Here is an 18,759-nt window from a genome sequence, read left to right as displayed (position 1 = left end):
AAAGCGAGAATATGCTACAATTTGTGGTAGGAAAAACTTGTAACCATCAATAGGGGAGTAATGGCATGTACAAATTTAAAGATTATTACCACAACACTGTACAATTATCGTTTGAACGTTATCCATTTTCTCCTGAGCCAAAGCATGTTTGGGTTGTATGCCGGTACGGGGATCAATGGTTATTAACGCATCATTTACGTCGCGGTCTTGAATTTCCAGGTGGTAAAGTAGAACTAGGGGAAACACCGGAAGAAGCGGCAGTTCGAGAGGTTCATGAAGAAACCGGCGGCATAGTTTCTGATTTAACTTACTTAGGACAATACAAAGTATCTGGAAAAGACAAAATAATCATTAAAAACATTTATTTTGCAACAATTAGTGCGGTAGAAGAACATACGCATTACGAAGAAACGAAAGGGTCTGTTTTATTAAAAGACATTCCTGACAACATTAAAACGAATAGAAAATTTAGCTTTATAATGCGCGATGACGTATTAGCGCGTACGATGAAACATATAGAAGAAATCGGCTGTTTTACGAAGTAAAGTAGCCGGTTTCTTTTTTTGTATGTAAGAATAAATGTAAATATATCTTTACATTATTTTGGGTATATTATACAATTTTGTAAAGATATATTTACATTTTAGGAGGGGGAAGATGGATAAAAGAAAAGAAACGACTGTTACTGTTTCGATGGTTAAATTAAACTTTTCTTTATTTTTTATAATAATTGCTTTGGCGTTTGGAATTGGTTATTTACATATATTTCTTTCAGGTGGGGTTCAAGTTGAAGTTACATTATTAACGATGTTTCTTTTTATTATCGCAATGATTGTTCTCGTTTGTATTCATGAAGCGATACATTTAATTGGCTTTCGCTATATCGGAGGTGTTCCGTGGAGTGAACTAAAATGGGGCGTTAATTGGAAATTAGGTGTTGCATATGCTCATTCTAAACAGGCGGTTACAGTAAAGCAAATGAAGAAAGTGTTAATGCTTCCATTTTTACCAACTGGAATTTTGCCAATTGTATTGGGATTAGTTATGAATCTGGAGCTACTCTCATTTTTAGGAATTCTACTAACAGCAGGTTGTATCGGTGACATTGCCTTATATCAAAAAGTTTCAAAGTTTCCAGATGATGCGCTAGTAAAAGATCATCCGAGTAAACCACAGTTTACAGTGTATGAATAATAATAGAAGGCGTTTTTGAACAACACCTCCTATTATTATTTTTATTTTTTTTCAGTAAATCGATATGTTGTGAAAATCATTGATATAATTTAATTACTATTATTGTGTTTTTATCCCGTTATTTGTCCGTAAAAGCCCGATTGGTGAGGGCTGATTAATCTCCACTTCTAAAAACGAAAGCACCTCCAACAAATCATCTACGATACGTGAATGCTTAAAATCACCCCAAAACGAATCTTTTTTCCAAACACCAAGAATCCCTACTTGTTCAGAACCAAGCACATCGTTTTCTGGATGATCTCCAACATAAAGACATTCTTCTGCCTTAACATCTAGTCTTTGCAAAGCACGTTCGAAAATTTCAGGATGAGGTTTTTTAATTCCTTCAGCTTCTGAAACGAGAATGGTGTTTGCATACGTATGTATATGTAGTGCTCGAAGGTTGCTCATCTGAAAATCAGTAAAACCGTTTGTAATAATACCAATTTTAATGTCTCGCTGTTTTAACTGTTGAAGTAGTTCATGCGTGTTTTTGAAAGGAATACAATGATGTTGGAAGTTTGTAATGTAGTCGTGCAGCAGTTGCTCGTGCGTTAAAGTAGTAATGTTATATTCGGAAAGGAGAGTAGCATATACTTTATCTTTCCACGTATAGCCATTGTTATCGAGTTCGAGAAATCTAGAACAATACTTTGATTTCTCTATACTCATCAAATGTGAGGAGAAGCGATTATATTGCTCACAAATAAATTGTTCTAAAGATTGGCGCCGATCTAATAGTGTTCCATCTAAGTCGAATAAGATTGCACGAATCATGAGAAGCCTCCTTGCAGTTTTTATAATTAATTATCGCATATTCGCAAAAAAATGATTATGATATTTTGTAGAATGGAGTAATGGGGGATTGTATGAAGGAACTATATGGCAAGTTAGTATGTTGTATTATAGCAAGCAGTTTAGTTGCAGGATGCGATAGTGCTCTCGAGGTTACGAAAGAAAAAGAAATTTGTAAAACAGAAGAAGAGTGCACGCAAATAGGAGATAAAACATTACAAAAAGTATATAAAAAGATAGAGGGACTTTCAGAACTTGAAAAAGTAGAGGATTATGACATAGAAGAGTATGAAAGTATGAATATGAAAGAGGCGGAACAGAAAAAAGAAGAGGATGATAATTACTTTTTTTTAGCTTCTTATTATATCGATGATGATGAAATTGTAGATCCTTATTTTGAGAAATTAGATCGTAAAAGATTGAATAAAGCTTTTGCAGATGACGAAGAAGCAAAAGATGATTTGTTAAGCCAGCGGCAAGATAGAGAGTATCATGAAACTTTATGGGACATGTATCGCACTCTCATTCCAGTGAAATATCGTGAGAATATAACAGGGTTTGATCTAATAACGGATGGTTATGACGGCGTTGTTGCTCATGTCATGCCAAGTATGGATGACCCGAGAGATTGGGTGCTTAGTTTAGACGTGCTTGATTCTGGGGTGAATATAGATGAAGTGATGAAAACATTAATTCATGAAACGGCTCACGTATTAACGATTGGAAATAAACAAGTACCAGTGGATAGAAAGTATTTAGAGGCGTTTGATGAAGAGAAAGACATTTCATCATATCGAAACAAATGTAAAACGCTGTTCGTGAAAAATGGATGTGTGAGAAAAAGTTCGTATATTAACCAATTTTATAATGAATTTTGGAAACCAATTGAGCAAGAGTGGACAGAAAAGAAAGTAGAAGAAAGTGAAGAGGCACAAGTTGAATTTTATAAAGAAAAGCATGATGATTTTGTATCGCTGTATGGAACAACAAATGTAACGGAAGATATCGCAGATACATTTACAGCGTTCATTTTACAAGATTCAAAAAAGGTGAAAGAAGGTACAGAGTTAAAATATAAGAAGATTGCTTTCTTCTATCAGTTTCCTGAGCTTGTAAAAATGAGAGCGGAAGTGCTGTCAGGATTAGATGATGTTTCGAAAACGATAGAACAACAAAGTGGAGATTAATGTGAGTTATGTGTTCGATATAGTTTCGTTAAAGCAAAACGCAAAGAATTAAAAATTCTTTGCGTTTTTTCTTATGTTGATAAAATTGAAAATTCTGTATTTTTATTTAAAAGAAGAAGGAACTGGCGGTATAAAATAGAATTAGTATAAAAATGTCACAATTTAGACACAATTATAATGCGCGTGTTGTAGGGACTATAAGTTTACTCTCGAGGAGGTAATGAAACGTATGAAAACGATTCTTGCTGTTGCTGGTCTCATTTGGGTAATGTCTCACGGTTTTCCGATTTTTGAAGGGGAGCAAATTCGTAGTGCTTTGAATGAAAAGTTTAATGATTATCATGTGATAGATCGAAAAGATAATGTCGTTACAGTACGTGTGAAAGACTGTTTTCATACAGTTACGGTTGCGGATGGAAACATTACAAATGAAACGAAAATGTGTGATAAAAGGTAAAAGAAAGAAGCTGACTATAGCGCACTGTTTTGAGTCAGCTTCTTTTTCTTGTTCCAATTAGAATTTTTTCAAATGCCTCGACAAATACATACATAAGAGTTGCGAGAACACATGTGAGTAGTACGCTAAGTAAAACGAGTGTGAAGTTAAAGACTTGGAATCCGTAGCTAATTAAGTAGCCAAGTCCTTGTTTGGAAACGAGAAGTTCACCGAAAATAACACCGACCCAGGATAAACCAACATTTACTTTTAACGTTGAGATAATTGCTGGAAAGGATGCAGGGAGGACGACTTGCTTATAACATTGCCATTTATTTGCGCCAAATGTGTTCATTACTTTTATATAGTTAGAATCGACTTCTTGAAATGCACTGTAAATAACGAGAATGGTAATGATGATGGAAATGATTACTCCCATTGCGATAGAAGATGAAATGTTTGGACCGAAAATAACGATGATGATTGGACCGAGTGCAACTTTTGGCATTGCATTTAGGACGACGAGGTAAGGATCAAGTACGCGGGCTAGAAGTGGCATCCACCAAAGAAACGTGGCAATAATAGCACCGAGTACCGTTCCAAGAATGAAGCCTAATCCTGTTTCCAGCAATGTCGTCCATATGTGGACCCAAAGTGAACCGTCGATCCATTTCGTTAAGAAGAGATCCCAAATACTCGAAGGAGAGCTAAAGAGTAAAGGATCGATCCATTCTTTTTTGCTAGCTATTTCCCATAGTGCAAAGAAAAGAATAAGTAGTAAAAGCTGTAGTGAGCGAGCAATCCAAGCACGCCTGCGTTCTTTCTTTCGAAATTGTTCATGTAGTTGTTTTATATTATCCAAGTCGTTCCAGCTCCTTCCATATATCTTGAAAGAGGACTGGGAAATCGTAGTGATGGCGTGCTTCTAATGGTGATAAAGAACGAATACTTTCCGGGACGATAAAGGTTTTCGCGATTTTTCCAGGATTCGCTTGCAGTAAATAAATACGATCACTCATCGCAATCGCTTCTTCAATATCGTGAGTAACAAGTAATGATGTTTTCTTATATTTATTTAGTAAATTGAAAACGAGTTCTTCTAGTTTTAACTTCGTTTGATAATCGAGTGCGGAGAATGGTTCATCTAGTAATAAAATTTTCGGATTAGTCGCTAACGTTCGAACGAGAGCGGCACGTTGACGCATACCGCCGGATAACTCACGAGGATATTGTCCTTCTACCCCATGTAGACCGACTTGTTTTAAAAGATTTAAAGTATGTTTTTTCATCTGTTCATCATAAATCTTCCGAATATGAAGTCCAAGCATAATATTTTCTTCAATAGTTTTCCACGGGAATAAGTAATCTTGCTGCAACATATATCCCATAGATGAAGTTTTCGTTGTAATCGGTTCACCATCTAAAAAGACGATACCGTCAATTGGATCAAGTAGTCCAGCAATGATTGAGAGGAGCGTTGTTTTACCGCAACCACTTGGGCCGAGTATAGAAATAAATTCGCCTTCTTCCACTTGTAAGCTCATATCTTCGAGAATAAGTTTGGCATTCTCTTTTGCAAAAAAGCAGTGAGAAACGTTACGTATTTGTAAAAAACTCATACAATTCGCCTCTATTTCTTAATAACGCTTTCGGCAATTTTTGTATTGACGAGCGCTTCATGTGGGACTTCTTTTTGTAATTCACCAGCGTCTTTCATAATCGTTTGGAGCTGTTTCCATTCTTCCGCATCTAATAGTGGATTTGTCGCATAAGAATGTTGCTTTTTATATCGTTCAATTACTTTTACTGTAATGTCTTTTGAAGTGTCTTTAAATAGCGGGGAAACAACATTAGCAATCTCTTCTGGGCTATGTGTATCAACCCATTGCTGTGCTTTATAGAGCGCACGTGTGAACTTTTCAGCAGCAGCTTTATCTTTCTTTAAGAAACTTTCTTTTGCCATGAACGTTGTATAAGGAACAGTACCAGATTCATTTCCGAATGAAGCGACGATATAACCTTTACCTTCTTTCTCAAGTATACTTGCAGTCGGTTCAAAGAGCTGTACAAACTCTCCAGTACCAGATGCAAAGGCATTTGCAATATTAGCAAATTCGATGTTTTGAATTAAGTTTGTGTCTTTGTGAGGATCAATGCCATTTTTCTTTAAAACGTATTCTCCAACCATTTGTGGCATGCCGCCTTTACGCTGTCCTAAAAACGTAACACCTTTTACGTCATTCCAATTAAAAGAGTCTAATTTTTTACGCGAAACTAAAAATGTTCCATCTGTTTGTGTAAGTTGTGCGAAGTTAATAATCGGGTCTTTTGCGCCTTGTTGATGAACGTAAATAGATGTTTCAGAACCGACGAGAGCAATATCAATCCCGCCAGATAATAGGGCCGTCATCGTTTTATCTCCGCCCGCTGTTGTTTGGAGGTCAACATTTAATCCTTCATCTTTAAAAAATCCTTTTTCAATCCCGACATATAACGGGGCATAGAAGAGAGAGTGGGTAACTTCGCCGACTCGAACATTTTGAGTTTGTTCTTTTGTACCTTCTTTTTTACTACTGCAAGCAGTAAATGTGAAAACAGCTAGTAACGTGATACAAAAAACAGCTATTAATTTTTTCACTATATAACACCTCCTAGAAGTCACTCTACAAGCATGATATGTAGGTAAGTGCCCATATGTGAGTGTAGATAGAAGGAATTTTTCTGGTGATAAAGAAGTACAAATATAAGGGGTGATAAAATGGAGTACGAATATGATGATAGCGTACATTTACATCTTGATTATTTCGGAACAGAATGTGATATGGAATCGATTGCTTATAAGAGGAAGAATGAAGACGTATGGGATGTGTATTTTAATTTTGGAGTATACGGTATTCAGAAAGACGATGTAGAGTTAGGTAGGTTTATGGATGAATATGCTGGTCATTACGTTTTTTCTGTACATGCTCGCGATCTTAGCTGGGAATTTGGAAGTGCCCAGTTTGAAGAGTGGGTTTTGAAAAATCGGATAGTAGAAAAAACGCTACAAAAATAGGAAGAATTTTGTGATTGGATTTCTCATCGTATTATTTATTTTTTTAGCCGGATTTTTTATCATGCAAATACTTATTTACCGATTTGCAAAGAAAAACATCCATAAATATACAAAAATAAAATGGTTTCATATGTGTTTACATATGAATATGAAAAAAGGTCCAAGATTAGATTTTTTTGATTTTGTAATTATAGTACTCGTATGTATCGTATGGAAAATATGGCTGCTTCCTTTTATATAATATACATGCTAATCATTTTCTCTTTTCGTTATAGTAATAGTTATCAAAAACTTGCATTTATAAGTAAAACAGTGAGTGGTGTTGTGAAAGAGATTTTGACAAATACAGAAACACATACATACGGAATTAAAGTACGATTACAGAATGTACAAATTGGCCGTGTGTAAAGTGTTGGATAATAAGAAAGAGGTCGGCCATCTGTGGCCGACCTCTTTCTTATTATGCTTGGTTAGTGCGGAAGAATGGAAGCTTCTGCACAATGTGAATTAATCCGTATGCAAGAATTAAGCACATAAGAGGATTAATGAAAAATCCGTAGCGGTTAATTGCTAAGAATAAGTTTGAGAAGATAATGTAAATAATAGAACTTGCTACTAGCATCATAACGCGTTTATGTTTAAATGAATTTAGCATGAGGCAGAAGCTGCTCAAGAATGTACCGATGATAAACACTCTATGACATAGTTGCATAAAGTTATGAATACGGTATTGGTCTACAGCAGGAGCTGTTTTGAATAACTCAATTGTTTTACCGACAGTGAACCAAGAGAACCAATAAGTGAAGTCCGTCTTAAATCCATTCTTGATTAATTCTTTAGCGTATGCACCTTTGTCATCTAAGCCTTTAGCTCTCATTTCATTTACTATATTTTCATAGCCAATTTTATTAAATGGATCTGCACCGGCAATCAGTGGATCTGCACCTTGGGTTGAGAATAAAATAAATTGGTTGAGCGCTAAATAGTTACGAACAACCCATGCGCCAATAATCAAGAACGGTCCGATAAACCATAACAATCCGATTCGAATGGAGTCTTTAAATCCATATGTAAATAACACAACAAGAACAGGAATGAGCATCATTGGAGCTGGATTTGGACGGAACATAAGTAAAATTGAAACGACAATTCCAAACCATATATGGAATTTCGTTTTATTGTATTTCCATGCGAGAACAAATACATATACACATAACGCCAATAAGAATATGGATGGAACTTCTGTTAGTAATGTACGGAAGTATGTATAGTTACTTGGATAAATAGCATATAAAATACTTGCAACAATTCCATAAATGTTTTTTTCGAACAATTCTTTTCCTATTAAGAATACTAATAGTACTGTACAAAGGTTCATGATCATGTTAATAACAGTTGCTACGTAATAGTAAGGAATGGATGTAATATCAGAAATAATCATAGCGCCAGCTAATAGTAATGGCTGACCTGGTGTGATATATGCATTTTTCCCTGGAACCTCACTAGGTTCTAAATACACATAACCAAATACACCATGTTTTAATAGTTGTTCAGCTGTTAACGAATAGTTAAATGCATCATTTGCACCATATGTTACTTTGACTAACTCTCCATCTAGTCCTGGCTGTTTTACTAAACAAAAAACGTGCAACAGGAAAGAAAGCGCCAAAATTGCATATACCGCTTTAGGCAAACTCTTAAACTTAGTAAGCAAAAATGAGCAACTCCTTTTTTATTAATTCTTTCGTATTTTCATGTGAAATCTTTAATAGTATTAAGGATTTCCAAAACATAGTTATTATATCATAAAGTAGAATATTGAAATTAGGTTTTTCAAGAATGAGTAATTTGTATGCCAAAATTTAACTATTTATTAAGGGAATATTAAGAAAATACATCCATGATAGAAGCAAGTATGCAGACGAAATATGTAATATATGTTATTTTAATAGAAATAGTTTTTTCGATGCGGGGTGAAATTAATACATAGAAACGAGGGAATGAATTGAAGTATGGTTCTACACTTTTTCATCTTCCAAAAAGAAATATATTAATTTCTAGCATTATAAGTAGTATGGTGACTTTATTAGTAATAACTATGCTGTTTATAATTTTAAAGGTTTTTAATTTAGACATGATGAAAGATCATTTAAATCAAAAGCTTGTTTTAAGTGTTATGATGATTTTCATATGGGGCATAACGTTTTATATTACGCATTTCAATAAAAAAGAGATGTCTATACTTAGAGCATCCCTGCGAGTGCATTTTATATTATTTTTGCTAGCTCATACAGTAGCGTTATTTTATATTGTCATGCAAGTTAATATGAGTTTCATAGAGGCAATGAATTGGATTTACTTTTATAATATGCAGTTTATATTAAGTTTTGTAGTAATTTATGCAATATATATTCTTGTATATAATTTAATAGGTAAGGTTTTTCTAAGTATGGTTTTAACGAGCTGTACGTTAGTCATTTTATGTATTGTGAATTATTTGAAGCTTATTTTCAGAGGTGATCCGTTATATCCTTCTGATTTCACACAAATTACGCATATGCAATCAGTTATACCGATGGTGATGGACTATTTTAGCTGGAGTTATATGTTTATCATTATCGTAAGTGTCGTAGTTTGTATTGTAGCAGGGATATATATGAGAAGGTATATTCAAAATGTAAAGATTCATCTAGGAATAAGAGCCTTATTAGTAGTAGGATCTATTTTTGTTCTATATGCGTATGGTAATTTTGCGAATACATTTATGAATAAAGTATTTCAAAAATCAGGTGTAGATTTTGTTTTGTGGAATCAAAATGAAAACTATGCTTCAAATGGTTTTGTACTTGGGTTTATTAGCAATTTAGATACAACAGTTATGGAAAAACCAAAAAATTATTCTAATGAAAATATGCTTCAAATAGCAAACGATATAAAAAAACAATATAGTGGAAATATAGGGAATCAAAAGAAAAAAGAGAAACCGAATATTATTTTTGTAATGAGTGAATCGTTTTGGGATCCCACGAAAATAACCAACCTTTCTTTTAGTGAAGATCCTGTACCAAATTTACATCATTATATAGAAAACTTTCCTGGTGGACAAACTATTTCTCCTACATTTGGGGGAAATACGGCGAACGTTGAATTTGAGGCATTAACAAGTTATTCAATGAGTTTGTTAAAGCCAGGTTCTATACCATATCAGCAAGTTATTACAAATAAGAAAGAAATTCCATCAATCCCTACGGCGTTGAAAAAAGAAGGTTATTACACAAGTGCAATTCATTCATTTGGTCGCACATTCTTTAAACGTGATGATGTATATAAGGTGTTAGGATTTGATAAGTTCAATGCAGAGGATACGATGGAAAATGTGGATATTGATGGAGATTATATTAGTGATTTAGCGATGAGTAAAGAGATAATTGCTGAGTTAGAGAAACAAAAACAACCTACATTTATTCATGCTGTTACGATGCAAAATCATTTTCCGTTTACAGAAGGCCGATTTGGTGAAAACCTAATAGAAATTAGCGGCCTAGAAAATGAAGAATCAAAGGGAGAATTAGAGACGTATACAGAAGGATTAAGACGTTCAGATGAGGCACTTCAATATTTAATTGAGCAACTAGATAATTTAGATAGACCTACATTATTAGTATTCTTTGGAGATCATCTTCCATCATTAGGAACCAATAAATCTTTTTATAAAGAAAATGGGTATATAACGAATGAAAAAACACCAAGTGAACGTTTAGGGATGGCGGAAACGCCGCTATTAATGTATGCAAACTTTGATATGCCAAATGATAATTTAGGTTTAGTAAGTCCAATTCATTTTTCTAATCTTATTTTTGATTATGCAGGATTAAATAAATCCTCATTTTATCAATTTTTATCGGAACTTTACAAGGAAATACCAGTGCTTAGAGATGAATTAAAAGTTGATAAAAATGGAGAAGTAATCAATGATTTAACAAAGAAACAAAAAGAAATGTTAGAGCAATATAAAATGCTCCAATATGATTTACTCGTCGGAAATCAATATAGTAAAGATATCCTCTTTAAATAAAAGAAACAAAAAGAACTTGTATAACGATACAAGTTCTTTTTTCATAGTATTTAACGGGGTAACCAGACAAGCTGGGTTTAGGGAGTATTACTTGTACATTTAGTATATATGAAAATGTAATCGTTTTATTTGTGTATTTGTGAGAAATGTGTGAATTTTATGTTTTGTAAAAAATCGATCATATTAACTTTCATTCTTGTATTGCAGTTGTTATGCATGTAAAAATTTTATCAGTTCTTTATTTAATTCATTCGCTTGATCGATTGGTGAACCATGACCACTATTTGTAAGAGCATGTAACTGAGAATTTTTAATTCGTTGTTGCGTAAGCTCAGCGCTTTTGTAAGGAATTAGTTGGTCGTGAACGCCGTGGAAGATTTTTGTTGGAACGTTAATTTTATTTAAATCTTTCGTTACATCTTCATTTGCAGCTGCTTGTAAAATTTTGATAAGGGCATAAGAAGCGGACTGCATACCGAGATAAGAAAACCATTCAAGGGTTGCGGCTCCTAAGTTTCTATTGAAAAAGGACAAAGATACATCATTTAAAAATTTTGGTAAATTAGCATACATTTGATTAATAAGGGCATCTGCTTGTTCTTTCGGTACACCGTAAGGGGACTCTTGATTTTTAACGAAAGAGGGGGAGACAGCGTCAATTAATGCGAGCTTAGAAATGCGGCGCCCATTATAGCGAGACATATAGCGAATAGAAAGAGCACCACCAACTGAGAAACCGACTAACGTAGCGTTCTCTACTTGGAGTGCTTCTAGAACAATTGCGATATCATCGGCTAATCGATCATACGTGTAACCAGTCCATGGCTTATCAGATTGCCCATTTCCTCGTATATCCATGGCGATACAGCGAAAGCCATGCTCTGGTAAAACATTGAGTTGATATTGATACATTTGATGATTTAAAGGCCATCCGTGAACGAAGAAAACAGTCTTACTACCTGGACCAGGATTAACGTCTTGCACAAAAATATGCACATCTTTCTCGACCGTAACAAACATAAAACTCCCCCTGTTCTATCAATAGGTTCCATTCTAAAAGCTTTGTTTTACTTTTTGGGCCGTCTATATAAAACATCCTCCATAATATACGTATTAATGATCATAGATTTTATGCTCTGTATATAGTCTAAATATATTGCGTTTTTGGTACGATTTTCCTCAAATGTTCGATTTATCTTTGTTTGTCTGTGAAAATCATTTATTATAATAAATGGTATTCTTTGAGATGTTATTTTGAAGGGGTGTTGAAGTGAAAGAAAGTTTTCTATCATATAAAGAAGAAGAAAGGAATGCAAAAATCCTTTTATGGGTGTTATATGTCATTGTTATTGCATATCAAATTTTTTATGCAATCGTATTAGAAGATAAATCAATAATGGATAAGGGATACAACATAATATGGCAAGTTATTTGCGGAGTAGCAATACTGTGCGTGAATATATATTTACTAAAAAAAGAAAAGGCAAACCTTGTTAAATATGCATGGATATTTGCATACATAGGGATAGAAATCGCTAATATAATTTCGTATATTTTTTATAATAAGGCGGCGTTTGATGCGACAAATATAATAGAGATTATTCTCATTTTCTTTGTACCCATATTTTTAAATAAAAAATTTTATGTGTTTTTGCTTTCCTCTATTGTAGGAAAATATTTAATTTATTTATTTGTATTAGAGGAAATAAAAGCATTTATGTTCCTTATTATGTATACCCTTATGTTAATAGTTGCATATATCATTTTAAACCGATTTTTACAATATCTTTCAGCTGTAAAGGAAAGTATTGCGATTGCTAGTGAATCACAAAAATTAGCAGTAATCGGAAAAATGGCAGCGACGGTTGGACATGAAATTAAAAATCCACTCGCTTCATTAAAAGGATTTACGCAATTACAAAGAGAGAAGCATGAAGAGGATCCTGTTTATAAACGTATGATTTTTGAAATAGAAAATATGAATAATATGATAAGCGAGTTGATGGAAGTTGCTACATGCAAGCCTTCTATTTATAAGAAACATGATCTAGCAAAGATTGTATTACAAGCAACAACAACTCTTCGCGAAAAAATGAATGAATTAAATGTGCAGCTTATTTCTAATGTGGAAGAAAAAACAATAGAAGTTGAATGCGATGAACGAAAAATAAGAGGAGTCTTTTTATATACAATAAAAAACGCTTTAGAAGCAATGGAGCAAGGTGGCATATTACATTTACGATTAGAGAATAAAGGAAAAGAGTATGTAATGATCAGCTTAATTGATAATGGTCATGGTATTAAGCAAGAAAACTTAGCCCGTGTTACAGAGGCCTTTTATACAACGAAACAAGATAAAATTGGTCTGGGTCTTACAGTAGCGAATCGAATTGTCACCGAGCACCTTGGTGAGCTACATATTTCAAGTGAAAGAAATACTGGAACGAGAATAGACATTATTTTGCCAAGGAAGTGTGGAAATACTGAAATCCAAGTGGAAGAAAAGCTAGGAGTTACCATATGAATAAAGGCTATATATTTAAAAATGAAGAAATAAAGGCGTTGAAAGTATTTTTAAGTTTATTTTTTATTATATTTTTTGTGTATGATCTTGCCTATGAATTTATCGTACCTTTAATCGCGGGAGAGCAAGAAGGCGTAGGAAAGTTTGAAGATGGTTTAGGTTTATGGCTTTACTTTTTGATGGTAGTATTGTTTTGCATTGGAATATACTTTATGAAATGGAAGAATGTTTTTCCGGTAAAGTATATTATTCTAATTGGCTATAATGTATTAGATTGTATCCATAACATTATGATTTATTATGGTAGCGATGCGGAATTTGACGGTGGAAATATAGTAGAAGTATTTTTTATTTTGTTCGCACCAATCTTTGTAAATAAAAGATATTTCTGGTTAGTTCCAGCGATACTTGTTGGGAAGTACGCTCTTACAGGAATCATTATTCAATCTTCTCTCGTTTTAATCCCAATGGCATTATATAGTATATTTACTATCATATGTTGGATTATATTTTTGAGGGTTCAGTCTTACGTTCGAACGCTTGAAATGATGGACAAAGAAATAAAACAGACAGAAAAACTAGCAGCTGTTGGAAAGATGGCAACGGTTATTGGTTATAAGATTAGAAGACCTTTAGCAAACTTAAAAAAACTTGTGAATAAACAAGCAGACAAGCATCCGGAAGATAAAATTTATAGTGATATTATGAAACAAGAAGTAGATCGGATCCATATAATTGCTACAGAACTTAGTGGATTTGAGAAATCTAAATCACTAGAATCAGAAACTCATAACATACAAGAAATTATCTCTTATGTTATTCGAGTTATGGAAAAGCCTGCTTTAAAACAAGGAGTTCACATACAAGGTATTTACAGTAAAGACTTACCGTCAATTACATGTGATGAAAAACGATTAAAACAAGTCTTTTTTAATTTAATCAAAAATGCAATTGAAGCAATGTCAGTTGGCGGAACAATTACGATTAAAGTTACTGTAAAAGATGGAATCATCATTCAAGTGAAAGATGAGGGATGTGGTATTCCGAAAGATAAAATTCCAAAGTTAAATGAAGCCTTTTATACAACGAAAGAAACAGGAACTGGTCTAGGTTTAGTAGTTACAGAAAAAATTATTAAAGATCACAATGGTAAAATGAGTTTTGAAAGTGAAGTTGGGGTTGGAACGACGGTTGAGGTTATGTTACCACTGCATTAACTACAAAAAACATCACTTATTTGGAAGTGATGTTTTTGTGTTCTTCTTAGGTAGACGTTCTAAAAAAGAGGACGATAACGAAAAATAATATATTGATAGTGAAAAAAGAAAATAATGGATGTTTTACTATGAAAAATATATAATGGCTTTGTCTGTTATTTGTTGTAGTTCATTTATATTTCTATTTGTTGACCCGAATCTCGGGTCTTTTTTTATGAAATGAATTGCTATATATCAGTAATTAGAAAAATAGAACATACAGCACTTGCGGCATGAATATAAAGAGAGGTTGTATTCTCCCTCAAAAATAGGTTTCCAGCTATAATACTGGTAGGTTCGTTTTCTGGCACAACGAAAGCATTTACGTTGGTACATGTGCGTTCTCATTTATTCAGCTATTTGCCGGGCAGTCCGATTGGTGAGGGATGATAATCAGTGGGGGATGAAGACCCCCCACTGATTAAGGTTTCACTTTATCTATTTTTCTGTGGTCGATTGTATTGTGTATATAAATTAAAAAAATGATAGTGTTAGAGCCACCATTTTTCCTGTGGAAGCAAAATAACATCCACATCAAAATTCTCTTTAAACCAATCATACATCAATGTCTCTTTCACTAAATATTCAGAGGCAGAGTGTGACACACCAATTAGAGACATATTCGTTTCTTTTACATAATCCATAATGAGTGAGTATTTATATCGGCCGTAATCATTGTCGATATGGCAATGGATTTCTCCTGTAATATATGCTTCAGCACCTTTTTCTTCTGCTTCCTTCATTAAAGATACAACATCGCCACATCCAGCGATAATTGCGATTTTTTTGATGGAATCATGTCGTTTACCTTCGAAGTCTGTGTAAGGAATCTGGAAGAGTTTTTTTAGATGTTTTTGGAGTGCTTCTGTTGATGTTTCATCTATTTCACAAATAAGGCCAACTGGTTCTTGTTCTGGACCTCCATATGCAAAGTCGTCCACTACAGTAGCGTTTAATGCTTTTGCAATTGAAATACTCGTTCCATGCGTTTGATGAAAATCCATTGGTACGTGACATGTATATATAGAAAGTTGTTTTTCTTTTATTTCTTGCAAATATTTTTCAGGAATTGGTATGAAACCTCGACCGGATCTTCCAATTGGATCACCGCACTCCATTACAAGGGGATGGTGCATAAAGAGTAAATCACCGGGTGTGGATTGTGAAATGAATGTTTCAAGAACGTCATCTGTAGGGAATACAGCTAAAAATACTTTGGTTACATGTTCAGATCCGTGCATCATAAGGCCGTTAAATAAATCTACAAAATTTGCTTCAAAAAATTGTTGCCAAGGAAATTTGATAGGATCATATACGGCTGGTATAAATCGACTAAAGGCACTATCTTTTCCGTATTTTTCAATTTGAAATAAGTGATCGAGTGATTGCTCTATTTTTTTTAAGGCTGGCATGTTTAATAATCCTCCTTAAGATGATTCTTGCTTTATGAGTTGTTTATATTCTTCGTAGCAAAATAAGAAGCGGATAGGAAACAAATAAAACCTAGAATCCAGCTAATAGAAGGAGAATAGGGAAGTACATGCTGTAATAGCCTTCCGCTAGAAATGAAGAAAATACTAAATAGACCTAATAACATAGGATAGCGTTGTAGTTTGAACACAGATAGTAAACATCCTTTCTCCTGCATGAACTACTCATAAAAGCTCGATTGCTGAAACTTTATCACATACATTGTATATTAGTCTTAATTTTCTGTATATAACTTTTAAGAAAAATGGTGATACAATATATGAATGATAGGAGAAGAGAGGATGAAGATTAACATATGTACGTTACTGTAACAGAAGCAGCATATAAAAAGATTATGGATACGATTCCAAGTGAAGCGAAATATATAAAGTTATTTTACGATAATGAGGGTTGCGGTTGTGTCATGAGCGGAATCATCGATTTAGTAGCTGTAGCAGAGAAAGATGAGCGCGATGTGGATATTGAATCAAGCACAATGAATTTTATCGCTGATCGTACAAAGCTTGTATTTATGGACGATAAGTTAACGGTTGATTGGCATGAAGGTGGAGGAACTTTTCAGCTGAAGAGTCCGAGCCAATTTTATAATCCGAATATGAAGTTACATGTTCGAGTGTAGTAAAGGAAAGGTGGTCCAAAATGTATGTTGGAACCACCTTTTTTTATTGTATAAGTTGCTATTATTGTCGTTTTTTGTTGATAAGTCGATATATTTAAAAAATCGCTGATATAATTCGAGTTGCGCCGATATATTCGAAAAATCGCCGATATAAATTCATACACCAAATAACGTACACCTCTCCTGACAATACGAAGATTTTTTCACATAATGAAATGTACATGTGATTGAATTTTCTGTATAATCTTCTTTGCGGAGGGGATACGCATGAGAAGATGGGGAATTGAGTTATTAATTTTAAGTGTTGTTATTATTTGGGGGATTAACTATACAATTGCGAAGTATGGACTTTTAGAATTTACAGCAATTGAGTTTACTGCACTTCGTATGATGGCGGCGGCACCGCTTCTGTTACTCCTTACCTTTTTTATTGAAAAGTCGGTTTATATGGAGCGAAAGGATATACCTAGATTAATCATCGTTAGCGTTGTAGGTATTGTACTGTATCAAACGCTATTTATGGAAACTGTCAAATATACATCCGCTACAAATGCCTCTTTACTCATTTCTATATCACCTATTTTTACAACTGTATTTGCGATTTTTCTGAAACAAGAAAATTTTTCTTCTCGAAAGTTAATCGGTTCTATGATTGCTTTTGTTGGTGCAGCATTAGTTTTAGTAGCAGGGCATTCACTTACTAGTTCTTTTTATGGCAATGGAATTGGACTTATTACATCAATATGCTGGGGGCTTTATCCTGTTTTAGCAGGACCATTAATTAAAAAATATTCAGCATTACGTGTTACAGCATGGTCTGCGCTAGTGGGTGCGATTCCGCTATTATTGTTAAGTGGTCCGCATGTGTTTGTCATGCCATTTCACATTATTCACGGAATGACACTATTTGCTTTACTATATTCTATTTTCTTTGTAACAGTATTTGGTCTAGTAATGTGGTATGTTGGTGTTCAAAAAATTGGAGCGTCACATACGATGGTATATATGTATATAACGCCGCTTGTAGCTGTTTTATTTGCAGCTGTCTGGGCAAATGAATATGTATCGTTTCAACAGATCATCGGTGGAATTATCATTTTTGTCGGTCTATGGTTTGTGAAATCCCAGAAAGGAAAAGTTCATTCTATTGCAGGGGAACCTATATCAAAATAGGAAAACAGATCACCTATGATCTGCTTTCCTATTTTTTTATTTTTGGTAAGAAGATGAGAAATAAGATAGCAGTAATAAGTGGAATTAAGTTTAAAAATGGAATACGGAAGAGTGTAATAAGAATAATACCTGGAAGAAGAACACCGAGGACAGCGTAAAAAATGCTATGATTTTTCGTGTACCAATACAATGAAAGTCCAATAAGTGCAGGGATAATGAGGTGAATGAGAGCCATTAAAAAATAAATCATTAGACGCCCCCTTTATTTGTGTGCTTATTACATCATATCCGTATGTTCATAGATTGATATCATTTTTTTCATAAATGGACGAAAAAAGTTTGAAAAACCGTCACAAAATATGAGAATATGATGTTTGAAATCTTGTATAATATTATTTTCTAAAAACATTTAAACAACATAAACATACTGTTTATGTTGTTTTTAATTTAAATGAAATGGATTTAAGGAATATGAATTTGAAAGAAATTTTTTGTTGGATAGATAAGAACGAATGAAGAGAGGTACAGCATGATTAGTATGTCACTAAGATCATTTAAAATCCAATCGTATTATATACTAGGTATTTTGTTACTAGGATGGATGTTAACACCGTTTTCAGCACACTTTTTAGGCGCTGGAATTGGGCTTATTGTAAGTATGTATTGCGTTTGGCTTTTAGGGAGAAGAATTGAGAAGCTTGGAGATAGTATTGTAAAGAAGACGAAAGCACCGACACTCGGTATGTTTAACCGTTTTGCAGCTGCCATTTTGGGTGCTATTATTATGTACGAAATTGAGCACCACATGGTTATGTGGGCGTTTGCAGTAGGGATTATGGGTGGTTATTTCTTAATCGTTGTGAATTTAGGTTACTATAGCATGAAAGATGAGAAAGAACTAACAAAGAGCTAAAA

Annotated in this window: 20 protein-coding genes and 1 pseudogene; 13 read left to right on the top strand and 8 right to left on the bottom strand. The window is 33.8% G+C overall.

What is annotated here, in order from left to right; all coding sequences use genetic code 11:
- Positions 1 to 65: 65 nt before the first annotated feature.
- Both mutTA and MR143_RS21995 read left to right on the top strand, forming a co-directional pair.
- Positions 66 to 545, top strand: coding sequence for an antimutator 8-oxo-(dGTP/GTP)ase (gene mutTA, locus MR143_RS22000; protein ID WP_000276385.1), 480 nt, complete (start codon positions 66 to 68; stop codon positions 543 to 545).
- Positions 546 to 657: 112 nt separating this feature from the next.
- The gene (locus MR143_RS21995) at positions 658 to 1,194 is read left to right on the top strand and encodes a DUF3267 domain-containing protein (protein ID WP_000361279.1); all 537 of its coding nucleotides are present in this window, start codon (positions 658 to 660) and stop codon (positions 1,192 to 1,194) included.
- 99 nt (positions 1,195 to 1,293) lie between these two features.
- Here MR143_RS21995 and MR143_RS21990 read toward each other — a convergent pair whose 3' ends face one another.
- Positions 1,294 to 2,010 (bottom strand): HAD family hydrolase, encoded by a 717-nt coding sequence (locus MR143_RS21990; RefSeq protein WP_000617261.1) that lies wholly within the window; start codon positions 2,008 to 2,010, stop codon positions 1,294 to 1,296.
- Positions 2,011 to 2,102: 92 nt separating this feature from the next.
- Here MR143_RS21990 and MR143_RS21985 point away from each other — a divergent pair, with 92 nt between their 5' ends.
- Entirely contained in the window at positions 2,103 to 3,215 is a 1,113-nt protein-coding gene (locus tag MR143_RS21985) for a regulator of G-protein signaling domain-containing protein (RefSeq protein WP_000661681.1), read from the top strand.
- A gap of 229 nt (positions 3,216 to 3,444) precedes the next feature.
- Entirely contained in the window at positions 3,445 to 3,672 is a 228-nt protein-coding gene (locus tag MR143_RS21980; RefSeq protein ID WP_000849112.1) for a hypothetical protein, read from the top strand.
- 34 nt (positions 3,673 to 3,706) lie between these two features.
- Here the strand turns inward: MR143_RS21980 and MR143_RS21975 are convergent, their stop codons facing one another.
- From MR143_RS21975 to MR143_RS21965, 3 genes are read right to left on the bottom strand one after another with little or no spacing between them, the layout of a single operon-like run.
- Positions 3,707 to 4,513, bottom strand: coding sequence for an ABC transporter permease (locus MR143_RS21975; RefSeq protein WP_000368769.1), 807 nt, complete (start codon positions 4,511 to 4,513; stop codon positions 3,707 to 3,709).
- Positions 4,506 to 5,270, bottom strand: coding sequence for an ABC transporter ATP-binding protein (locus MR143_RS21970; RefSeq protein ID WP_000009032.1), 765 nt, complete (start codon positions 5,268 to 5,270; stop codon positions 4,506 to 4,508). The genes MR143_RS21975 and MR143_RS21970 overlap by 8 nt, the downstream gene beginning before the upstream one ends.
- An 11-nt stretch (positions 5,271 to 5,281) precedes the next feature.
- A complete protein-coding gene (locus tag MR143_RS21965; protein WP_000733222.1) occupies positions 5,282 to 6,289 on the bottom strand; it encodes an ABC transporter substrate-binding protein in 1,008 nt (335 codons plus the stop codon).
- Positions 6,290 to 6,409: 120 nt separating this feature from the next.
- Here MR143_RS21965 and MR143_RS21960 point away from each other — a divergent pair, with 120 nt between their 5' ends.
- The 3 genes and pseudogenes from MR143_RS21960 to MR143_RS21950 form a co-directional block, all read left to right on the top strand.
- Entirely contained in the window at positions 6,410 to 6,706 is a 297-nt protein-coding gene (locus MR143_RS21960) for a DUF3986 family protein (protein ID WP_000455579.1), read from the top strand.
- Positions 6,707 to 6,716: 10 nt separating this feature from the next.
- A complete protein-coding gene (locus MR143_RS21955) occupies positions 6,717 to 6,947 on the top strand; it encodes a hypothetical protein (RefSeq protein ID WP_000578988.1) in 231 nt (76 codons plus the stop codon).
- A gap of 62 nt (positions 6,948 to 7,009) precedes the next feature.
- A pseudogene (locus tag MR143_RS21950) lies at positions 7,010 to 7,114 on the top strand (DUF2196 domain-containing protein); the annotation flags it as partial.
- A 52-nt stretch (positions 7,115 to 7,166) separates the two neighbouring features.
- Here the strand turns inward: MR143_RS21950 and MR143_RS21945 are convergent.
- Positions 7,167 to 8,420 (bottom strand): glycosyltransferase family 39 protein, encoded by a 1,254-nt coding sequence (locus tag MR143_RS21945; RefSeq protein WP_000956216.1) that lies wholly within the window; start codon positions 8,418 to 8,420, stop codon positions 7,167 to 7,169.
- Positions 8,421 to 8,711: 291 nt separating this feature from the next.
- Here MR143_RS21945 and MR143_RS21940 point away from each other — a divergent pair, with 291 nt between their 5' ends.
- Positions 8,712 to 10,781, top strand: coding sequence for an LTA synthase family protein (locus tag MR143_RS21940; RefSeq protein WP_000873618.1), 2,070 nt, complete (start codon positions 8,712 to 8,714; stop codon positions 10,779 to 10,781).
- A 210-nt stretch (positions 10,782 to 10,991) separates the two neighbouring features.
- On the opposite strand, the gene MR143_RS21935 is transcribed toward MR143_RS21940, so the two are convergent.
- Entirely contained in the window at positions 10,992 to 11,801 is an 810-nt protein-coding gene (locus MR143_RS21935; RefSeq protein ID WP_000498280.1) for an alpha/beta fold hydrolase, read from the bottom strand.
- Positions 11,802 to 12,051: 250 nt separating this feature from the next.
- On the opposite strand from MR143_RS21935, the gene MR143_RS21930 reads away from it, so the two are divergent.
- Positions 12,052 to 13,305: an ATP-binding protein gene (locus MR143_RS21930; protein ID WP_000664878.1), complete on the top strand. Its 1,254-nt coding sequence runs from the start codon at positions 12,052 to 12,054 to the stop codon at positions 13,303 to 13,305.
- Positions 13,302 to 14,522, top strand: a complete 1,221-nt coding sequence (locus tag MR143_RS21925; protein ID WP_001032632.1) for an ATP-binding protein — start codon at positions 13,302 to 13,304, stop codon at positions 14,520 to 14,522. Before MR143_RS21930 ends, MR143_RS21925 begins: the two co-directional genes overlap by 4 nt.
- A gap of 530 nt (positions 14,523 to 15,052) precedes the next feature.
- On the opposite strand, the gene MR143_RS21920 is transcribed toward MR143_RS21925, so the two are convergent.
- Positions 15,053 to 15,973, bottom strand: coding sequence for a Nif3-like dinuclear metal center hexameric protein (locus MR143_RS21920; RefSeq protein WP_001111116.1), 921 nt, complete (start codon positions 15,971 to 15,973; stop codon positions 15,053 to 15,055).
- Positions 15,974 to 16,347: 374 nt separating this feature from the next.
- On the opposite strand from MR143_RS21920, the gene MR143_RS21915 reads away from it, so the two are divergent.
- Both MR143_RS21915 and MR143_RS21910 read left to right on the top strand, forming a co-directional pair.
- Positions 16,348 to 16,671: an iron-sulfur cluster biosynthesis family protein gene (locus MR143_RS21915; protein ID WP_000289570.1), complete on the top strand. Its 324-nt coding sequence runs from the start codon at positions 16,348 to 16,350 to the stop codon at positions 16,669 to 16,671.
- A 267-nt stretch (positions 16,672 to 16,938) separates the two neighbouring features.
- Positions 16,939 to 17,844, top strand: a complete 906-nt coding sequence (locus MR143_RS21910; protein ID WP_001255416.1) for a DMT family transporter — start codon at positions 16,939 to 16,941, stop codon at positions 17,842 to 17,844.
- A gap of 28 nt (positions 17,845 to 17,872) precedes the next feature.
- Here the strand turns inward: MR143_RS21910 and MR143_RS21905 are convergent, their stop codons facing one another.
- Entirely contained in the window at positions 17,873 to 18,094 is a 222-nt protein-coding gene (locus MR143_RS21905; RefSeq protein WP_000639042.1) for a hypothetical protein, read from the bottom strand.
- 279 nt (positions 18,095 to 18,373) lie between these two features.
- Here MR143_RS21905 and MR143_RS21900 point away from each other — a divergent pair, with 279 nt between their 5' ends.
- The gene (locus tag MR143_RS21900) at positions 18,374 to 18,757 is read left to right on the top strand and encodes an ATP synthase subunit I (protein WP_000624926.1); all 384 of its coding nucleotides are present in this window, start codon (positions 18,374 to 18,376) and stop codon (positions 18,755 to 18,757) included.
- The last annotated feature ends 2 nt before the right edge of the window (positions 18,758 to 18,759 follow it).

The organism is Bacillus cereus group sp. BfR-BA-01347 (genome assembly GCF_022663835.1).
In the GTDB taxonomy this organism is placed as follows: domain Bacteria; phylum Bacillota; class Bacilli; order Bacillales; family Bacillaceae_G; genus Bacillus_A; species Bacillus_A thuringiensis_K.
Note: the sequence above shows the minus strand (reverse complement) of the source record. Positions and strands in the feature narration are given on the sequence as shown.